Source organism: Qipengyuania pacifica, assembly GCF_019857205.1.
Lineage (GTDB): Bacteria > Pseudomonadota > Alphaproteobacteria > Sphingomonadales > Sphingomonadaceae > Qipengyuania > Qipengyuania pacifica.
On record NZ_JAHWXO010000010.1, the window covers coordinates 37,818 to 55,024 of the forward strand.

General features: G+C 62.1%; 18 protein-coding genes and 1 tRNA gene. 4 read left to right on the forward strand and 15 right to left on the reverse strand.

Going from position 1 to position 17,207, the window contains the following annotated elements; genetic code table 11:
• Positions 1-18 precede the first annotated feature (18 nt).
• Positions 19-1,083, reverse strand: a complete 1,065-nt coding sequence (locus KYK83_RS14320) for a Leu/Phe/Val dehydrogenase (RefSeq protein WP_103023505.1) — start codon at positions 1,081-1,083, stop codon at positions 19-21.
• A gap of 51 nt (positions 1,084-1,134) precedes the next feature.
• Positions 1,135-1,211: transfer RNA gene (locus KYK83_RS14325), tRNA-His, on the reverse strand.
• A 192-nt stretch (positions 1,212-1,403) separates the two neighbouring features.
• Between KYK83_RS14325 and KYK83_RS14330 the strand changes: the two genes are divergently transcribed.
• Positions 1,404-2,039: a prolyl hydroxylase family protein gene (locus KYK83_RS14330; protein ID WP_222828773.1), complete on the forward strand. Its 636-nt coding sequence runs from the start codon at positions 1,404-1,406 to the stop codon at positions 2,037-2,039.
• Position 2,040: 1 nt separating this feature from the next.
• Positions 2,041-2,475 carry a GFA family protein gene (locus KYK83_RS14335; RefSeq protein ID WP_222828774.1) on the forward strand — a complete coding sequence of 145 codons (435 nt, stop codon included), beginning with the start codon at positions 2,041-2,043 and terminating at the stop codon, positions 2,473-2,475.
• 54 nt (positions 2,476-2,529) lie between these two features.
• Here KYK83_RS14335 and rpmE read toward each other — a convergent pair whose 3' ends face one another.
• From rpmE to pyrH, 10 genes are all read right to left on the reverse strand, one after another.
• Complete coding sequence (rpmE, locus tag KYK83_RS14340) at positions 2,530-2,757, reverse strand: 50S ribosomal protein L31 (RefSeq protein WP_103023798.1); 228 nt, start codon at positions 2,755-2,757, stop codon at positions 2,530-2,532.
• Between the two features lie 94 nt (positions 2,758-2,851).
• The gene (gene fabZ, locus KYK83_RS14345) at positions 2,852-3,304 is read right to left on the reverse strand and encodes a 3-hydroxyacyl-ACP dehydratase FabZ (RefSeq protein ID WP_103023502.1); all 453 of its coding nucleotides are present in this window, start codon (positions 3,302-3,304) and stop codon (positions 2,852-2,854) included.
• A 23-nt stretch (positions 3,305-3,327) separates the two neighbouring features.
• The gene (locus KYK83_RS14350; protein ID WP_222828775.1) at positions 3,328-4,020 is read right to left on the reverse strand and encodes an OmpH family outer membrane protein; all 693 of its coding nucleotides are present in this window, start codon (positions 4,018-4,020) and stop codon (positions 3,328-3,330) included.
• Positions 4,020-6,779, reverse strand: coding sequence for an outer membrane protein assembly factor BamA (gene bamA, locus KYK83_RS14355; RefSeq protein WP_103023500.1), 2,760 nt, complete (start codon positions 6,777-6,779; stop codon positions 4,020-4,022). Before bamA ends, KYK83_RS14350 begins: the two co-directional genes overlap by 1 nt.
• Positions 6,780-6,950: 171 nt before the next feature.
• On the reverse strand, positions 6,951-8,093 hold the full coding sequence (rseP, locus tag KYK83_RS14360; protein ID WP_346729475.1) for an RIP metalloprotease RseP: 1,143 nt from the start codon (positions 8,091-8,093) through the stop codon (positions 6,951-6,953).
• Between the two features lie 3 nt (positions 8,094-8,096).
• A complete protein-coding gene (dxr, locus tag KYK83_RS14365; protein ID WP_222828776.1) occupies positions 8,097-9,248 on the reverse strand; it encodes a 1-deoxy-D-xylulose-5-phosphate reductoisomerase in 1,152 nt (383 codons plus the stop codon).
• Complete coding sequence (locus KYK83_RS14370) at positions 9,245-10,012, reverse strand: phosphatidate cytidylyltransferase (RefSeq protein ID WP_248284485.1); 768 nt, start codon at positions 10,010-10,012, stop codon at positions 9,245-9,247. The genes dxr and KYK83_RS14370 overlap by 4 nt, the downstream gene beginning before the upstream one ends.
• Positions 9,999-10,682, reverse strand: coding sequence for a polyprenyl diphosphate synthase (uppS, locus tag KYK83_RS14375; RefSeq protein ID WP_196845881.1), 684 nt, complete (start codon positions 10,680-10,682; stop codon positions 9,999-10,001). Before uppS ends, KYK83_RS14370 begins: the two co-directional genes overlap by 14 nt.
• A gap of 24 nt (positions 10,683-10,706) precedes the next feature.
• The gene (gene frr / locus KYK83_RS14380) at positions 10,707-11,264 is read right to left on the reverse strand and encodes a ribosome recycling factor (RefSeq protein WP_103023497.1); all 558 of its coding nucleotides are present in this window, start codon (positions 11,262-11,264) and stop codon (positions 10,707-10,709) included.
• A 12-nt stretch (positions 11,265-11,276) separates the two neighbouring features.
• Positions 11,277-12,002: a UMP kinase gene (gene pyrH / locus KYK83_RS14385; protein WP_103023496.1), complete on the reverse strand. Its 726-nt coding sequence runs from the start codon at positions 12,000-12,002 to the stop codon at positions 11,277-11,279.
• Between the two features lie 220 nt (positions 12,003-12,222).
• Between pyrH and KYK83_RS14390 the strand changes: the two genes are divergently transcribed.
• Complete coding sequence (locus KYK83_RS14390; protein WP_103023795.1) at positions 12,223-13,824, forward strand: SLC13 family permease; 1,602 nt, start codon at positions 12,223-12,225, stop codon at positions 13,822-13,824.
• A gap of 201 nt (positions 13,825-14,025) precedes the next feature.
• On the opposite strand, the gene tsf is transcribed toward KYK83_RS14390, so the two are convergent.
• Both tsf and rpsB read right to left on the reverse strand, forming a co-directional pair.
• Positions 14,026-14,952, reverse strand: a complete 927-nt coding sequence (tsf, locus tag KYK83_RS14395) for a translation elongation factor Ts (RefSeq protein ID WP_103023495.1) — start codon at positions 14,950-14,952, stop codon at positions 14,026-14,028.
• A 110-nt stretch (positions 14,953-15,062) separates the two neighbouring features.
• A complete protein-coding gene (rpsB, locus tag KYK83_RS14400) occupies positions 15,063-15,815 on the reverse strand; it encodes a 30S ribosomal protein S2 (RefSeq protein WP_222828777.1) in 753 nt (250 codons plus the stop codon).
• 352 nt (positions 15,816-16,167) lie between these two features.
• Between rpsB and KYK83_RS14405 the strand changes: the two genes are divergently transcribed.
• Positions 16,168-16,407 carry a hypothetical protein gene (locus KYK83_RS14405; protein ID WP_222828778.1) on the forward strand — a complete coding sequence of 80 codons (240 nt, stop codon included), beginning with the start codon at positions 16,168-16,170 and terminating at the stop codon, positions 16,405-16,407.
• Here the strand turns inward: KYK83_RS14405 and KYK83_RS14410 are convergent.
• Positions 16,391-17,128, reverse strand: a complete 738-nt coding sequence (locus KYK83_RS14410; RefSeq protein WP_196848057.1) for a CDP-alcohol phosphatidyltransferase family protein — start codon at positions 17,126-17,128, stop codon at positions 16,391-16,393. The genes KYK83_RS14405 and KYK83_RS14410 overlap by 17 nt on opposite strands.
• Positions 17,129-17,207 lie beyond the last annotated feature (79 nt).

Genomic DNA, 17,207 nt, shown 5'->3' on the forward strand with positions numbered 1-17,207 from the left:
CCCCGCAAGGGCGCAGTGTCAGCGGCCGATAAGTTCCTGTGCCATGCGGTCCGCGACCTGATCGGGCGAGGCCCCGGAACTGTCGCTCTCCTGCCAGATCTGCTCGAGCCGGCCCGGGATCAGCGCGATGCGCTTGCGCACCTCGTTGATGTCGCACGGCGCCTTGTCGTTGCGGCACAGATATTCCAGCGTTACCGAAATGATCCCGCCTGCATTGATGACATAATCCGGCGCGTAGAGAATACCGCGCTTGGCCAGCATCGGTCCGTGCTCGGCCCGGCGTAGCTGGTTGTTCGCACCGCCGGCGACGATCTGGCAGTCGAGCCGGGCGATACCTTCGTCATCCAGTACCGCGCCCAGCGCGTTCGGGCTGAATACGTCACAGGCAATGGACATGATCGCATCGGGCGCAGCGGTTTCGGCACCGATTTCCGTGGCCAGCGCTTCGGCGCGGTCCATGTGGATATCGGATAGCGTCAATTTCGCGCCGTCCTTGGCGAGCAGGCGGGCAACGCCTCCACCCACACTTCCCGTGCCCTGGATGGCGACATGCACGCCTTCGACACTGTCCTTGCCAAGCTTGTGCTTCACCGCGGCCTTGATGCCTAGAAAAATGCCCAGCGCGGTGAACGGACCGGGATCGCCGCCAGCAGCGTCATCACCTTCGACCGGAAGGCCGGAGACAAACTGGGTGCGCTCGGCCACGGCTGCCATATCGGCTTCCGAAATGCCAACGTCCTCGGCCGTAACGTATTTACCGCCCAGTGCATCCACCGCATCGGCGAAAGCGGCGAGCATTTCGGGCGTCTTGGCCTTGTCCTGGTTGGCCAGGATCACCGCCTTGCCACCGCCCATGGGCAAACCGGCCATCGCGTTCTTGTAACTCATACCGCGCGACAGGCGCAGCGCATCGCGCATGGCGTCGGACGCATCGGCATAGTGCCAGAAACGCGTGCCGCCGGCACCCGGCCCGAGGTGAGTGGAATGGAGCGCGATGATCGCTGTCAGACCGCTTTTCGCGTCACGTACAACCTGTACGAGTTCGTGGTCGTCGAAATCCGCTTCGGTCCAGAATGCCGTCATGCGCCGTATGCCCCCAGAGAGGTGTTATGGACGGCTGATAGCGGGAGAAAATGGGGCGATCGACGGGGTTCGAACCCGCGACCTCCGGTACCACAAACCGGCGCTCTAACCAACTGAGCTACGATCGCCACATGCCCCCGGAACCGCCCGGGAAGGGGGCCTGTTACGCATGCAAGGGCCAGCGTCAAGCGGCCCTGCACAACGGCGCGTGCCTGTTGCACAATGAACGGGAATTGGGAAGCGAAAAACGCGCCTGCGCACATTGCACGCAATTATCTTTCGCGGTTGATGCTGCACTTTCGGACGCTAATGTTCCGCCGATGATGAATCCGGGCGAATCTTCAGCCGATAAGCTTCTTGCGCGGGACGGCGTGCAGCGCATTCCGAGCGAGAAGCTGGAACTGTTCCAGTTACGCGATTTCGTGGCGCCAGATCTGTGCCAGGAACTGATTTCCTTGATCGAACTGGATCGCCGTCCCTCGACCTTGGCCGATGCGGGCGACGATAATTATTTCCGCACCAGCGAGACCTGCGATCTCGATGCCGGATTACCGGCAGTGATGCGAATGGAAGCTCTGCTCCACGCGCTGAACGGTATCGATCCGGCTCATGGCGAACCGTTGCAGGGTCAGCGCTACGATGTGGGGCAGGAATTCAAGCCGCACTGCGACTATTTCAATCCGGGCGGCAAGGACTGGACGCGATACTGCTCCGTAGCGGGGCAGCGCACCTGGACCTTCATGATCTATCTCAACGATGTCGATGCCGGCGGTGCGACGCGCTTCAAGGCTGCCAAGAAGATGTTCCAGCCCGAAGCCGGCAAGTTGGTATGCTGGAACAACCGCCGCCCCGACCTGCGCGAAAACCCCAACACGATCCACCATGGCATGAAGGTCAGGAAGGGGCTGAAATACGTGATTACCAAATGGTACCGGGAAAAGCCTTGGGGGTGGTGAGATGATCGAAGCTGGCAAGATCCATCACGGTGGTTGCCATTGCGGCACGGTACGGTTCCGTTTCACCATGCCTGCCGATCCGGTGATCCGGCGCTGCAATTGCACTATCTGCGCGATGAAGGGCGTCGTCATGCTCGACGTGCCGATCGCAGATTGCGAAATCACGGCTGGTGAGGATGCGTTGACGCTTTACACATTCGGCAGCGGACAGGCCCGGCACAGGTTCTGCGCTCGATGCGGCATCCATCCCTTTCACCAGTTACGATCCGAACCCGATCACTACGGACTCAATCTTGCCTGCATCGATGGAATGACAATCTACGATCTGGCCGAAGTCCCCGTATTCGATGGACAGGACCACCCGGCCGATGGTGGAGAGTACACTTACGCAGGCATGATGCGGTTCGAACGAACCGGCGGCCGAGATCGCGCATGAAAAAGGGCGGCCCTGCCGGACCGCCCTTTCGTAAAGCCTCGAGGCTCGCCTCGCTCAGTTCTTCTTGAGCGACAGGCCGCCGAAACGCTTGTTGAAGGCTGCGACGCGGCCGCCTTCCTGAATCTGCTTGGTGCCGCCCGTCCATGCCGGGTGGCTGGTCGGATCGATATCCAGCGAAAGCGTGTCGCCTTCCTTGCCCCAGGTGGAGCGCGTCTGGAATTCGGTACCATCGGTCATCTTGACCGTGATCATGTGGTAATCGGGGTGACCTTCGGCCTTCATGGTAATCGTCCTTCTAGCTTCGGAACGGTTCCGACCGGTCCAGCTGTGAATGGGAAAGGCGCGCGCATAGCGGCGAGCACCGATATTGGCAACCTTATTCGGGTGCGTCGGCAATCATCGCTGTGAAGCTCACTTCGCAAGTTACTTTGCCTTCGACCGATGCCGCGCCAGCGAATTTACAGACCCGGGCGCGCTTCTGCACGAACTCGGCCTTCAGATCGAGCAGGACGCCCGGCGTCACCGGAGCGCGAAACTTGGCGTTCTCGATGGCCATGAAATACACGAGCTTGCCCGATCCGGCGAGCCCGAGGCTTTCCACCGCAAGAACACCGGCGGCCTGCGCCAAGGCTTCGATCTGCAGAACCCCGGGCATGATCGGCGCACCGGGGAAATGGCCCTGGAAAAAATCTTCGTTGAAGCTGACGGCCTTGACCGCGTGAATGCGCTCGTCAGGGACGAGCTCCTTCACCCGGTCGACGAGAAGCAGGGGATAGCGATGCGGAAGGCGCTTGAGCACCTCGACCACGTCGAAACCGGAATCGCTCATCACCCTGCCCCTATTATCCGAAATCAGCGGCCCGAAGGCTGTGCGGGCTGCTGCTGTGCAGGCTGCTGGCCGGCCTGTTGCTGCTGCTGCGCTGCCTGCTGCTGGGCGACATTGAGCAGGACCTGCGAAACCGTCTGCTGCGTTGCCAGCGATTCCTGGCGCGGGCGCCAGCCGGCAGGCGGTGTCGTCTGCACGCTGGGAACGCGCTGGTTCAGCGCGGCGACGAGATCGTCGGTCACGTTCACTGCGTCAGGCGCCCACTGGATCGCATCGGGGTTGAGCAGGAGCTGGATCTTCTTCTGCTGGACGACCTGCTGCTGAACGTTCTGATAATCGTTGATCAGCTGCTCGATGGCATAGGTCTGCGCGAGGACGATCGGCTGCGATGCCTGCTGGAGCTGCTGTTCCTTCTGCTGCAGCTGCTGCACCACGGACTGGTTGGCCTGTGCTTCGGCCTGGCTGATCTGACCGTTGCTGTCCGTATCGAGGCTCTGCTGAAGCGTCTGCATTTCCTGACGCATCGTGCGGAGCTGAGTGATCTGGCTCGCGAATTGCTGGTCGATCTGCTGATACGCGTTGATGCGCGCCTGGCTGCGAACGATCACGGCTTCCGGGCTGCTGGTGGCAATGCCTGCAACCTGCGCCGCAGCAGGAGTCGCGATGGCGGCCACGCTGGCAAGCGAGGCAGCAACGATGGTTTTTGCGAAAATTTTCATCAGAATTGCGTTCCTACGTTGAAGGTGAAGACTTTGGTATCGTCTCCAACCTGCTTTTTAAGCACGTGAGCTACATCGATCCTGAACGGACCGAAGGGCGAATTCCAGTTCACGCCCACACCCACTGAAATACGCGGCGACGGGCTGTCGCCAACGAAGACCTCCCTGAAGTAGGTCCCGCCAATAATGCTTGGAGGATTGACGGTGCCATCGGGCGCAACCGGACTGGTCACGAGTTCGACGGTAGGGTTCCCGTCGGCCCCGACGCCCGACTGGACGAACAGCAGATTTCCGCTGCCGTCGGTCGCCTGGAGGCCGTTTGGATAATCTTGGAGAACCGGCTGCGTAATGTCGAACAGCGAACCGACGTCGAGGAAGATCGACGGACGCAGGCCCATCTCGCGGGCACCGCTACCCAGCGGGATTTCCAGTTCTGCGCGGCCCAGATAATAGGCCCGCCCGCCAAGTGAATCGTCGACCCGCCGGTCGCCCGAGAGCGCTTCGTCGATCGTCTGGAGTACGCGGGGCGTGCTGTCGTCGCCATCGTCATCCAGATATTGCAGACGTACAATACGCGGGCCTACGCCTCGAATGTCGAAACCACGCATTTGTGGCTCACCGAGGAAGAACCGGTCGGTCAGGCGCACATTGTCCTGTCCGGGAACGGCGTTGTTTTCGAAGCTGTGGATCCAGCCACCTTCACCGGTAACCGAGAAGATGAAGCCGGCGCCCACTGGCCAGAACTTGCTGCCCTTGGCGCGCGCGCGCACGTATTTCGCGTCACCGCCCAGACCGGCGAATTCGCCCGTGACACTGAGCGTTTCCCCGCGCGTTGGACGCAGCCGACTGTTGAGCGTGTTGTAATTGATCGTCAGGCCGAGGATCGAGCTGGCGCGCTTGCCGATCGCTTCGCACAGATAACGGCTGGCGAGCAGCGGGTCACAGCTCGCGACCCCGTCGCCATCGCGATCCGAGAAATACAGCGACTCGTCGAGCGACACGTCGTCGTAGTTGAAGGTGTAGCTGCCGATCGCAGAGATATATTCCGTCAACGGCACACCGGCCCGCAGCGAAGCACCGGTGGTGGATTGCTGGAAAGTGGTGTTGCGCTGATTGTTACGGAAATTGAAGCTGTTGATGTCGCGGCGATAGATATCGACGCCGGCCGAAATATTGCGATCGAACACGTAAGGCTCGGTAAAGCTGACCTGCGCCGACTTCGAGAAGCGCGAATAGTTCAGGCTCAGCCCGACGGTCTGGCCGCGGCCGCGGAAGTTGCGCTGGCGGATCGAGCCGGCAAGGATGAAGTTCTCGATGCTCGAGAAACCAGCCGAAAGCTGTAGTTCGCCGGTCGGCTGCTCTTCCACGTTGGCTTCGAGAATGATGCGGTCGGGTGCACTGCCCTCGACCTGGTTGATCTCGAAGTTTTCCTGGAAATAGCCCAGCGAATTGATGCGCGCCGTCGAACGCGCAACCGAAAGCGAGTTGAACGCATCGCCTTCCGCAATACGGAACTCGCGGCGGATGACCTTGTCCTGTGTCAGCGTGTTGCCGTTGACGTCGATACGTTCGACATAAACGCGCGGCGCTTCGCGGATCACGAATGTGACGCTCATCGTATGATCTTCCGGGTTCCGGCGGAACTCGGGAGAAACATCGGCGAAGGCGTAACCGAAGGTACCAGCCAGTTCGGTCATCTGCTCGACAGTGTCTTCGACCAGCTTGGCATCGTACCAATCGCCCGTCTTCATCGGCAGGCGAGTTGTCATCGCGCTATCGTCGAAATCGCGCAGTCGCGACTCGACCCCGACGTCGCCGAATTTGTAGCGTTCGCCTTCTTCAACGACGTAGGTGATGATGAAGTCGCGCTTGTCCGGGGTCAGCTCGGCAACCGCCGAAACCACGCGGAAATCGGCATAGCCTTCGGTCAGGTAGAACTGGCGCAGCTTCTGCTGGTCGAAGGCGAGGCGATCGGGATCGTAGCTCGTGTTGGAACTCAGGAAGCTGGTCAGGCGCGCCTGCTTGGTGATCATCTCGCCGCGCAGGTCACCGTCCGAAAACGCTTCATTGCCGATGATGTTGATCTGGCGGACCTTGGACTTGGGCCCCTCGTTGATCTCGAACACGACATCGACGCGGTTCTGCGACAGTTCGACCATCTTCGGTTCGACCGTCGCGGCGAAGCGGCCCTGCCGCTTGTAGAGCTCGATGATGCGGGCAACGTCGGCGCGCACCTTGGAACGGGTGAATATCTGGCGCGGCGACAGCTTGATCTCGGGCAGGATCTTGTCGTTCTTGATCCGCTTGTTGCCTTCGAGAATGATGCGGTTGATGACCGGGTTCTCGACCACGGTGATAACCACGTTCCCGTTATCGTTCGTCACGCTGTAATTGGAGAACAGCTCGGTGGCGGACAGGTCCTTGAGGACCTGGTCGCCGGCCGCCTGCGTCCACACATCGCCCGGGCGCAGCTTGATATACGACAGGATCGTGTTCGGCTCGAGACGCTCTGCACCGCTGATCGCGATCGTCTGGACGACGTCCTGCTGCGCGGTTGCTGCAGGCGCCAGCGTCGGCACGAAGGCCTCGCCGTCCTGCGGCGTCGCCGGAGCGGGCGCGGGAGAAGGCGTTGCCGCATCTTCGTCCTGCGCGAATGCCGCAGCGGGCATCCCGGCAAGCATGGTCCCGGCCAGCAGGCCGATCGCCAGCCGCGCAGCAGAGTTCTTGCGACGCGTAGCGGCAGAAGCAAATTCAGTCATCGACAAGGAGATTCCCGTCCTCGTTACACTTACAGAAGACCCGGCAGGCGCAGTCCCCGATCCGGCATCGGGCCGCGTGTGCGGAGCGACCAATCGTCCCCCTGCCTCAAGCGCCCTCGCCAATCAAGCTTTGCTGCTGCGATTTGCCGGTATCCCGCTCCGTTTCCCCGGCTAATTCCCGAATACCGGGAGGTGCACCAGATCGTTGATCGTGACGAATACCATCAGCATGAGCACGAGGGCCACACCGGCGCGATACGCCACTTCGGTTCCACGTGGGCCCACCGGCTTCCGGCGGATCGCTTCAGCCGCATAGAAAGCCAGGTGCCCGCCGTCGAGGGCCGGAATTGGCAGCAGGTTGATGAATGCCAAGTTAAGCGAGATCAGGGCCACGAAGTTGATGAAGGCCATCCCGCCCAGACTGAGCTGTTCGCCGGAAAATTTCGCGATCTTCACTGGCCCGCCAAGTTCCTGAACCGACCGTTCGCCCGTGAATATCTGCCCGATTCCCGTGACCATCATGTCGACGATCCCGATCGAATGATCGACGGCCAGCCCGAGCGAGGCGATCACGCCCTGCGGTTCGAACTCGAAGGCCGATGCGCCCGAGGCGATGCCAATCAGACCCACCTTCGACACATTGCCGAAGCGATCCTCCATTTCCACGCTGCGGACCGGGACGGCAAAGGTCCGCTCCGTCCCGTCGCGGTCGACCGTTATGTCGAGCGTGCGGCCGGGATAGAGCATGATCGAATCCTGCACATCGCGGAAATCCTCCATCCGCTCGCCCTCGACCGCAACGATCCGGTCGCCGACCTCGATACCCGCCTCGCGTGCAGGGGACACCTCGGCAAATTCCGCCACGGCCAGCTGCTGCTCGGCATCGGCCGGGACGGGTTTGCCGTAAAAGGCGAAAAAGCCGGCGAAAATCGCCAGCGTCAGCAGGATATTGGTCGCCGGCCCGGCAAAAACGATTAGCGCGCGCTTCCACAGCGCGGCATGGTGGAAACTGCCCTGCCGTTCCTCGGCGCTGGCATGCCTGGCCGCCTGCGGATCGGGAATGCTCGCAGGATTCATGTCGCCCTTGAACTGGACATAACCGCCCAGCGGCAGCACGCTCAGCTTCCAGCGCGTGCCGCGCCGGTCGGTAAAGCCCCAGATTTCCTTGCCGAAGCCGATCGAGAAGGCTTCCGCGTGAACGCCGAACCAGCGCCCCACCAGATAGTGGCCGAGCTCGTGGATCGTCACCAGCGGGCCCAGCAGCAGCGGGAAACCGATGACATAGTAAAGCCAGAGAGGCAGGTTCAATTCCACGGGTCAGGCAAGCTCCAGCATTTCGGTGGCGCGTCTGCGCGAAGCCTCGTCCACCATCAGCACGTCGCTGAGGGAACGCGGCGCATCGGGGTGATTCCCGCCCGCAAGAACACGCTCGACCAATACCGCGATCCTGCTGAACGCAATCTTACGCTTCAGGAAAGCTTCTACTGCGATTTCGTTCGCCGCGTTGAGCACCGCCGGGGCCGCTCCCCCCGCTTCGGCCGCCTCGCGCGCCAGTCGGGTAGCGGGAAAACGCTCCTCGTCCGGCGCAAAAAAGGACAGTTCGCCGATCGCGGCCAGATCCAGCGGCGCCATCGGCGTATCCATCCGCGCGGGCCAGGCAAGGCACGATGCGATCGGTACGCGCATGTCGGATGGGCCAAGCTGCGCCAGCGTTGACCCGTCGCGATATTCGACCATGGAATGGATCACGCTTTGCGGATGCACGACGATCCGGATCCGCTCCAGTCCGACGGGAAACAGATGATGCGCCTCGATCAGCTCCAGCCCCTTGTTGAACATGGTGGCACTGTCGACGCTGATCTTGGCGCCCATGTCCCAGTTCGGATGGGCGATCGCCTGTTCGGGCGTGACCTCGGACAGATCCTCTACCAGCCGCAAGGGTCCGCCGCTGGCCGTCAGCGTGATCGAGCGGACATCTTCGATCCGGCCGCCTTGCAGGCACTGGAAGATCGCATTGTGTTCGCTGTCCACCGGCAGCAGCGTGGCGCCGTGGCGGCTCACTGCAGCAGTCATGACCTCGCCTGCGGAAACCAGCGCTTCCTTGTTGGCCAGGGCGATGGTGCCGCCCTGCTCGATCGCAGCCATGGTCGGGCCAAGTCCGGCACAGCCGACGATCGCGGCCACTGTCAGATCGACTGGGCGTGCCGCCGCTTCGCACAGCGCGGTCCTGCCCGCCGCAGCCTCGATGCCGCTACCCGCCAGCGCGTCGCGCAGGTCGGCAAGGCAGCTCTCGTCGGCCACTACGGCAATCTCGGCCCCGAACTCGCGCGCTGCCGCAGCAAGCGTGGCGACCTGGCAATTCGCCGTCAGCGCGACCACACGCCAGTCGTCGCGGTTGCGGCGGACAAGATCTAGCGTCTGTTCGCCGACCGAACCCGTCGCACCGAGGATGGAAATCGTGCGGGTCATGCGATGCCTGTTACCAGCAGACCGACCACCACGGCCACCGGCAGCATCCCGTCGGTCCGATCGAATACCCCGCCATGTCCGGGGATCAGATTGGACGAATCCTTCATATGCGCCTTGCGCTTCAGCCAGCTCTCCAGGAAATCGCCCGATTGTGCAGCGATAGCCGCTATCGCACCGATCGCGATCGCGGCGAGCGACGACCAGGGATAGGCATCGATCCCCAGATGCCAGCTATCCGACATCGGTACGATCGCCTGCAGCAGGATGACGCCGAACAGGGCCGCGCCGGCCATGCCGCCGCCCAGCCCTGCCCACGTCTTGGATGGGCTGATCCGCGGGGCGATGGTCGGCCCGCCGATCGTACGTCCGGTGAAATAGGCGAATGTATCCGTGAAGATGACCGATCCGATCACCAGATAGAGATAGAAACGCGGCATGATGACGAGGGAATAGGCGGCAAACCCGATATAAATGGCGCCCAGTATCAACCCCGCGATCCGCCAGCCCGGCCGTACGGTCGCCCTGCCGACCAGCCTGACCAGTTCGGCATAGGTCGCCGCCGCCACGATGACGATAAACAGCGTCAGCGCAATGCCGCCGGCCCACAGCGCGCCGCCTGCCACGGCCAGCATGACTGCCGCTGACGCGGCGCGTTTCGGCAAGTCGGATGTGCGCACCGCCAGAGGCACGCGGACATAACGCCTTGCGGTCGCTTTCATCCGGTCGCGTTTGCGCAATTCAACCTGCGGTTCACCGCCCGCCAAAACGTCTCTCCCGTTCCCCATATTCGATCAGCGCGCTCTTCAGATGGTCAGGCGTGAAGTCCGGCCATAGCACGTCGAGGAACAGCATCTCCGCGTAAGCCGCCTGCCACAAGAGAAAATTGGACAACCGTACCTCGCCGCTTGTGCGAATAAGCAGGTCGAGCGGTGGCAATCCGGCACTGTAAAGGTGGCGCGCAATGCTCTCTTCTGTGATCTCGCCCTCTGCCGCGGCGGCCTGCGCCGCATGGGCGATCTCGGCCTGCGATCCGTAATTGAGCGCCACGGCCAGAGTGCGCGATCCGCTGGCCGTTTGCGCCAGCGCGTCTTCCAGCATGCCGACGATGTCGGGAGCCAGCCCCTTCCAGTCGCCCAGAATATGCAGCTTCACGTCGTTGGCAATGAATTCAGGCAGATCCGATTTGATGAACTTGCGCATCAAGTTCATCAAATCGTCGACTTCTTCCTCGGGCCGCTTCCAGTTTTCGCTGCTGAACGCATAGAGCGTCAGGCACTCGATGCTCGTGTCCTTCAGGCTGCGCACCAACTCGCGTACGGCTTCCACGCCCTTGCGATGCCCCATGACCCGGGGCAGGTGCTTGCGCTTCGCCCAGCGGCCATTGCCATCCATGATGATGGCTACATGCCGGGCGTGCTGCCCTTCCCCGTTCATCTTTCCGCTCCCCGTCCTGCCAGCTTACTGTGACAGGATTTCCTGAACCTTCTTTTCGACGGCCGCATCGGTATCGGCGACGTATTTGTCGGTCAGCTTCTGGACCTCGTCCTCGGACCGCTTGCGGTCGTCCTCGGAGATTTCCTTCTTCTTCTCGTCGTCCTTCAGCGCTTCCATACCGTCGCGGCGCACGTTGCGAATGGCGATCTTCGCCTTCTCGCCATACTCGCCCGCCAGCTTGGCCAGCTCCTTGCGGCGTTCCTGGGTCAGGTCGGGCATCGGCAGACGCACGTTCTGACCGTCGATCATCGGGTTGAGGCCCAGGTTGGACTTCGCGATACCCTTCTCGACCGCCGTCACATTGGCCTTGTCCCACACCTGCACGCTCAGCATGCGCGGTTCGGGTGCGCTGACGGTGGCCACCTGGTTCAGGGGCATCATCGCCCCGTAAACCTCGACCACGACCGGATCGAGCAGACTGGTGTTGGCGCGGCCCGTGCGCAGACCCGAAAGGTCGCTCTTCAGGCTTTCCACTGCGCCATTCATGCGGCGCTCGATGTCGGCTTTGTCGTACTTTGCCATGGCGGCTTCCTCTTACTTCTTTTCGTTCGTGACGATCGTCTGCACACCCTGCCCGCTCAGCACGCGGGCCAGATTGCCTTTCTCGCGGATCGAGAAAACGACGATCGGAATATTGTTGTCGCGGCACAGCGCGACCGCGCTGGCATCCATGACCTTCAGGTCGTCGGCCAGAACCTTGCCGTAGGTAACGGTGTCGAACCGCTTCGCTTCGGCGTTCTTCTTGGGATCGCTGTCATATACCCCGTCGACGCTCGTGCCTTTCAGCAGCGCGTCACAGTTCATTTCGGCTGCGCGCAGGGCGGCGCCGCTGTCGGTGGTGAAATAGGGTGCGCCGACGCCTGCGGCGAAAATCACGATGCGCCCTTTTTCGAGGTGCCGTTCCGCACGGCGGCGGATCACCGGCTCGCACACCTGATCCATCTGCACCGCGCTCTGCACACGGGTCTGCACGCCAAGCTGCTCCAGAGCGCTCTGCATCGCCAGCGCGTTCATCACCGTCGCCAGCATGCCCATGTAATCGGCCTGCGCCCGGTCCATGCCCTGTGCCGCCCCGGCCATACCGCGGAAAATATTGCCGCCGCCGATGACCAGGCAGATCTCCAAGCCCGTCTCCCGCGCGGTCTTCACTTCCTTGGCCAGTTCAAGGACGAAAGCAGGATCGATCCCGAACTGTTGATCGCCCATCAGGACTTCGCCCGATAGTTTCAGGAGGACACGCTTCATCGTCTTAAGAGGCATGGAGGCGGAGAATCCGTGTTGCGCAAGAGGTTGCGGCTCCTTAGCCGCGAAGGGGCACAGGCGCAAAGGGAAAGCCGTGCGCCTGCCGACCCGGCAATCTCAGGCAAGAAAGCCACCCACCCTAGTGACGCGGTGCAATGTGTCGGATAAGGCCGACAGCCCGACAACGTCGATCTTGGGGGATCGGGTCGATATGGCGGGCATGGGATTGGGAGAATGCATGTCGGATGAAATTCGCCACCAGGGCCGGTACGAAGATTATGACGCACCGGCTACGCCGGGCTTGCGCCCCGCACGGCTGACCTGGATGCTTCGCGCCTTGGGGCCGATTGCCGCGCTGGCGGTCTGGCTGGCGCTCGGCGGCGCTGAGAATTTGAGCCAGGATGCCCGTGCCGTTGCCGCAATTGGGACATTGATGGCTGTATGGTGGACTACCGAAGCGATCCCGCTCGCCGCCACCTCGCTTCTTCCGATCGTGCTGATGCCGATGGTTACCGATCTGGATGTAGCAGGCAGCACTGCCCCCTATGCCAGCCCGATCGTCTTTCTGTTTCTGGGTGGCTTCCTCATCGCCATCGCGATGGAAAAATGGAATTTGCATCGGCGGATTGCGCTGTGGACACTGCGCCGGGTCGGCACGTCGCCCAAGCAGATCGTGCTTGGCCTCATGCTCGCCACTGGCTTTCTTTCCATGTGGGTTTCCAACACCGCCACAACGCTCATGATGCTGCCGATCGGCCTGTCGGTCATCGCGCTCATGGGCGACCGCGCGAATACGGCGTCGGACGCGGCGGACAATACCGCCGCCCTGCCCCGGCCCGGGCACGTGGATCTGGGGGAAGATTCCGACATTCGTCGTTTCGCGATCTGTCTGATGCTGGCCATCGCATGGTCAGCCAGCATGGGCGGCCTGGGCACGCTGCTCGGCAGCCCGCCCAATGCGATCATCGCCGGCTATGCCAGCACGGAACTGGGTATCGAAATCGGCTTTCTCGACTGGATGATGCTCGGCGTGCCGACTGCACTCGCCTTCATCCTGGTCGGCTGGCTCCTGATGACCCGGCTGCTCTATCGCTTCGATCTCAGCGACATTCCGGGCGGCCGCGACATGATCGAAAAGGAAATCCACAAGCTCGGACCCGTCTCGCAGGGCGAAAAGATGGTTGCGGCCGTCTTCGTCGGCGCCGCGTTTCTGTGGGTCGTACCGGGCCTCCTTTCCAGCGTTCCGGGTCTTGGCGATAATCTCGGCTGGTTCGGACAGATGAACGATACCGCCGTCGCCATTGCCGCCGGCATCGCCATGTTCATCCTGCCCGGACGGGGCCGGCGCGAAATGGTGCTGACCTGGAAAGACGCGGAAGACGGTCTGCCCTGGGGCGTGCTGCTGCTGTTCGGCGGCGGCCTCAGTCTCGCCAGCGCGGTCGCCGCCACCGGTCTCGACGCATGGTTCGGCGTGCAGGCCAGTGGCCTCGGCGCATTGCCGCTCATCCTGCTGATCGCGGCAGTGGTCGCGATCGTGCTCTTCCTTACCGAAGTCACTAGTAACACGGCGACTGCCGCCACCTTCATTCCGATCCTCGGCGGGGTCGCATTGGGTATCGGGGTCGATCCGATGGGCCTTCTGGTCCCTGCCGCTTTCGCCGCCACCTGTGCGTTCATGCTGCCGGTGGGGACTCCGCCCAATGCGATCGTGTTCAGTACCGGTGCCGTCACCATCGCCGAAATGGCGCGCGGCGGCCTGGTGCTCAACCTCGTCGGAGTCGTGCTGATAACGCTGTTCTGCTACTTCCTGGGCGGCGCGACGATGGGCCTGCAATTCTAGCGCAGGCCCACTCGATCACCCGATTTCCTACACGTCGCCGTCCCGCTAGCTTCGCGGCGGGCCACTCCAACCCCGATTCGGCCACACCCGCATGCCCATGCATGAACTTGGCCAAGATGCCGCCCACCCCGGCACCCCGCCCACGAAAAAGGCCGCCGAACACACGGTCCGGCGGCCCAATCCTGTAGGAAGCGGTTACGCTTAGCCGGCTACGGCAGCGGCGACCTCGGCGGCGAAGTCGCTCTCTTCCTTCTCGATGCCCTCGCCCAGCTGGAAGCGGACATAGTCCACCAGCTCGACCTTGGCGCCGACATCCTTGGCAGCCTGCTCGACGACCTGCGCGATGGGGGTCTTGTTATCCATGACGAAGACCTGGCTCAGCAGGGCGTTCTCCTTGGCATACTTCGATACAGCGCCTTCGACCATCTTGTCCTGGACGTTCTCGGGCTTGCCGCTTTCGGCAGCCTTTTCCTTGGCGATCGCGCGCTCGCGCTCGATCACTTCGGCGTCGAGACCGTCAGCGGTCAGAGCCTGCGGGAAGGCGGCGGCGATGTGCATGCCGAGCTTCTTGCCGAGCTCGGCCAGCTTGTCCTTGTCGCCTTCACTCTCAAGCGCGACGAGCACGCCGATCTTGCCGAGGTCCGGAGCGACTGCATTGTGCATGTAGGGCACGACGACGCCGTCGGTGACCGAAACGGTCTTCATGCGGCGGACCTGCTGGTTCTCGCCGATGGTCGCAACATTGTCGGTCAGCTTGTCGCCGACGGTGCCACCGGTCGGATAGTCGGCAGCCTTCAGCGCTTCCACGTCGTCACCAGCCGTGCCGAGCGCGACCTGGGTGGTCTTGCGGACGAAATCCTGGAACTGGTCGTTCTTGGCAACGAAGTCGGTTTCCGAGTTCACTTCGACGGCAACACCCTTGGTGCCTTCGACGGCGATGCCGACGAGACCTTCGGCGGCAGTCCGGCTCGACTTCTTCTGAGCAGTGGCGAGGCCCTTGGCGCGCAGTGCGTCGACCGCAGCTTCGATATCGCCGTTTGCGGCTTCGAGTGCCTTCTTGGCGTCCATCATGCCCGCGCCGGTCTTTTCGCGGAGGGCTTTTACGTCAGCGGCAGTGAATGCAGCCATGGTATTTTCCTTCTAGAGATGATGTGCGGGCACCGGGCCAGCTGGATAGCGGCCCGGCGCGTAACTCCGCTTTGTGACGAGCGCGTGATGGCGCCCGGTCGTTGAAGAGCTTAGGCCGCCGCAGTTTCTTCCGGCGGATTTTCCATCGCACCAACGTCGGCACCCGAATCCTGGATGCCTTCGCCCTTGCCGCTCTTGGCTGCATTGGCGACTGCATCGCAGTACAGACGGATGGCGCGTGCAGCATCGTCGTTGCCCGGGATCGGGAAAGCGATGCCTTCAGGATCGACATTAGTGTCGAGCACGGCGACGACGGGGATGCCGAGAACATTGGCTTCCTTGATCGCCAGATCTTCCATGTTCGCGTCGATCACGAACATAACGTCCGGAATGCCGCCCATGTTACGAATGCCGCCAAGCGACATTTCGAGCTTGTCCCGCTTGCGGGTAAGGTCGAGCACTTCCTTCTTGGTCAGACCGGCCGTGTCACCCGAAAGGCGCTCATCGAGCGTCTTGAGGTACTTGATGCGTTCGCTGATGGTCTTCCAGTTGGTCAGCATGCCGCCGAGCCAGCGGTGGTTGACGAAGTGCTGACCCGAAGCAAGCGCGGCATCGCGGATCGCGTCCTGCGCCTGGCGCTTGGTACCGACGAACAGCACCTTGCCACCCGAACGCGCGGTCTGCTGGATGAAGTCGAGCGCGCGCGCAAACAGCGGTACGGTCTGCGACAGATCGATGATATGGATGCCGTTGCGCGCGCCGAAGATATACGGCTTCATGCGCGGGTTCCAACGGTGGGTCTGGTGGCCGAAGTGCGTTCCGGCTTCGATCAATTGCTGCATCGTGACGGTAGGAGCCGCCATAATCATATTCCTTTCCGGTTATGCCTCTGGAAAGCTGGAACCCGAATGCGGTCATGTCCCGCGCAGGGCACCGGTATGGTGTGCCTTCCATGTGGATTTGCCCGACCGGAACAGTCATTGAAACGACCGATTCCGATGCGAACCGGGCGCCCTTAGCGCCGTTCTGGCAGGAAATCCAGCTTCGATTCACCGCTAAAAAAGGGAATCCGGACGCGAAAAGCAGTTGACAGGGAAGAACAAAAAGAGAACATGGCCCACATCACCGGAACCGACGGTGGTCAGTACGGGTTTTCCACCTGATTTCCCCAGTCTGTCAACATAGTTGGCGGCAGCCGGGGTTGGAGATATCGCAATGTTCGCACTGTTTCTTGTCATCCTTCTCGCCGCTACCGCTCTGGCGGCAGTGGGAGTTCTCGCCGATAGCGGTCTACGGTGGTGGTCCGCTTTCGGCAGACTACGCCGCGATTTGAAGAACGGAAACGTCCCCGCTCTGCCGTCACTTCGTCCGGTCATCGCGGGTGGAGGTCATACGGCGTTCGATAGATCGGCCGCGGGCCGCGCCGCGAAGGGCACGATCAACTGCGCCGCTTGATCCGGGAATAGCGGAGCAGAGTATAAGGCAGCAGCAAGAGATAGCCGACGCAAATCGCACTCAAGGTCCACCATGGTTCGACCAGCAGAGCGGCAAACAGAAGTCCCGCCAAGGCGATTATCTCGAGTCTGATCCCGCGCCGTGGCCGCAGTGACGTCCAACCGGGTGTGGCCATGCTCGAGATCATGAGCAATGCTACCGCGACCAGCCAAACGCCGACCAGAAGCGGATGACGAAGCTCTTCAAGCCCCGTAGCCATCCAGAGATAGAATGGCGCAAAGGCCAGCCCCGCCCCCAGAGGCGCAGGAACGCCAGTCAGGAAACCGAGGGATTTATGCGGCTGCTCCTTCACATCGATCTGAGCATTGAATCGTGCAAGCCTGAGAGCACAACATATCGCAAAAGCCAGCGCTGCGAACCAGCCGAGTCTCGGTTCGGCTGACAGCGACCACAGGTAAATGATGATCGCGGGCGCAGTGCCGAAGCTCAACGAATCAGCCAGGCTGTCCAGTTCTGCTCCGAACCGCGATTGCGCCTTGAGGGCACGGGCTATTCGTCCGTCGATCCCGTCAAGCAGGCCCGCCAGAATGATCGCGACAACCGCCGCACCCCAATTTTCGCCGATGGCAAATCGGATGCCGGTAAGGCCGGAACACAGAGCAGCAGCCGTGATCGCATTGGGCACCATCGCCTTGAGCGTCAATGCACGCGAGCGGCCCATTACCGGACGTTCATCTTCCGCCGCCTTCGGGCCCAAACGTGCGCGCTCTTCCGGCTCTGCGGGGGCCTGCGGCGGGAGT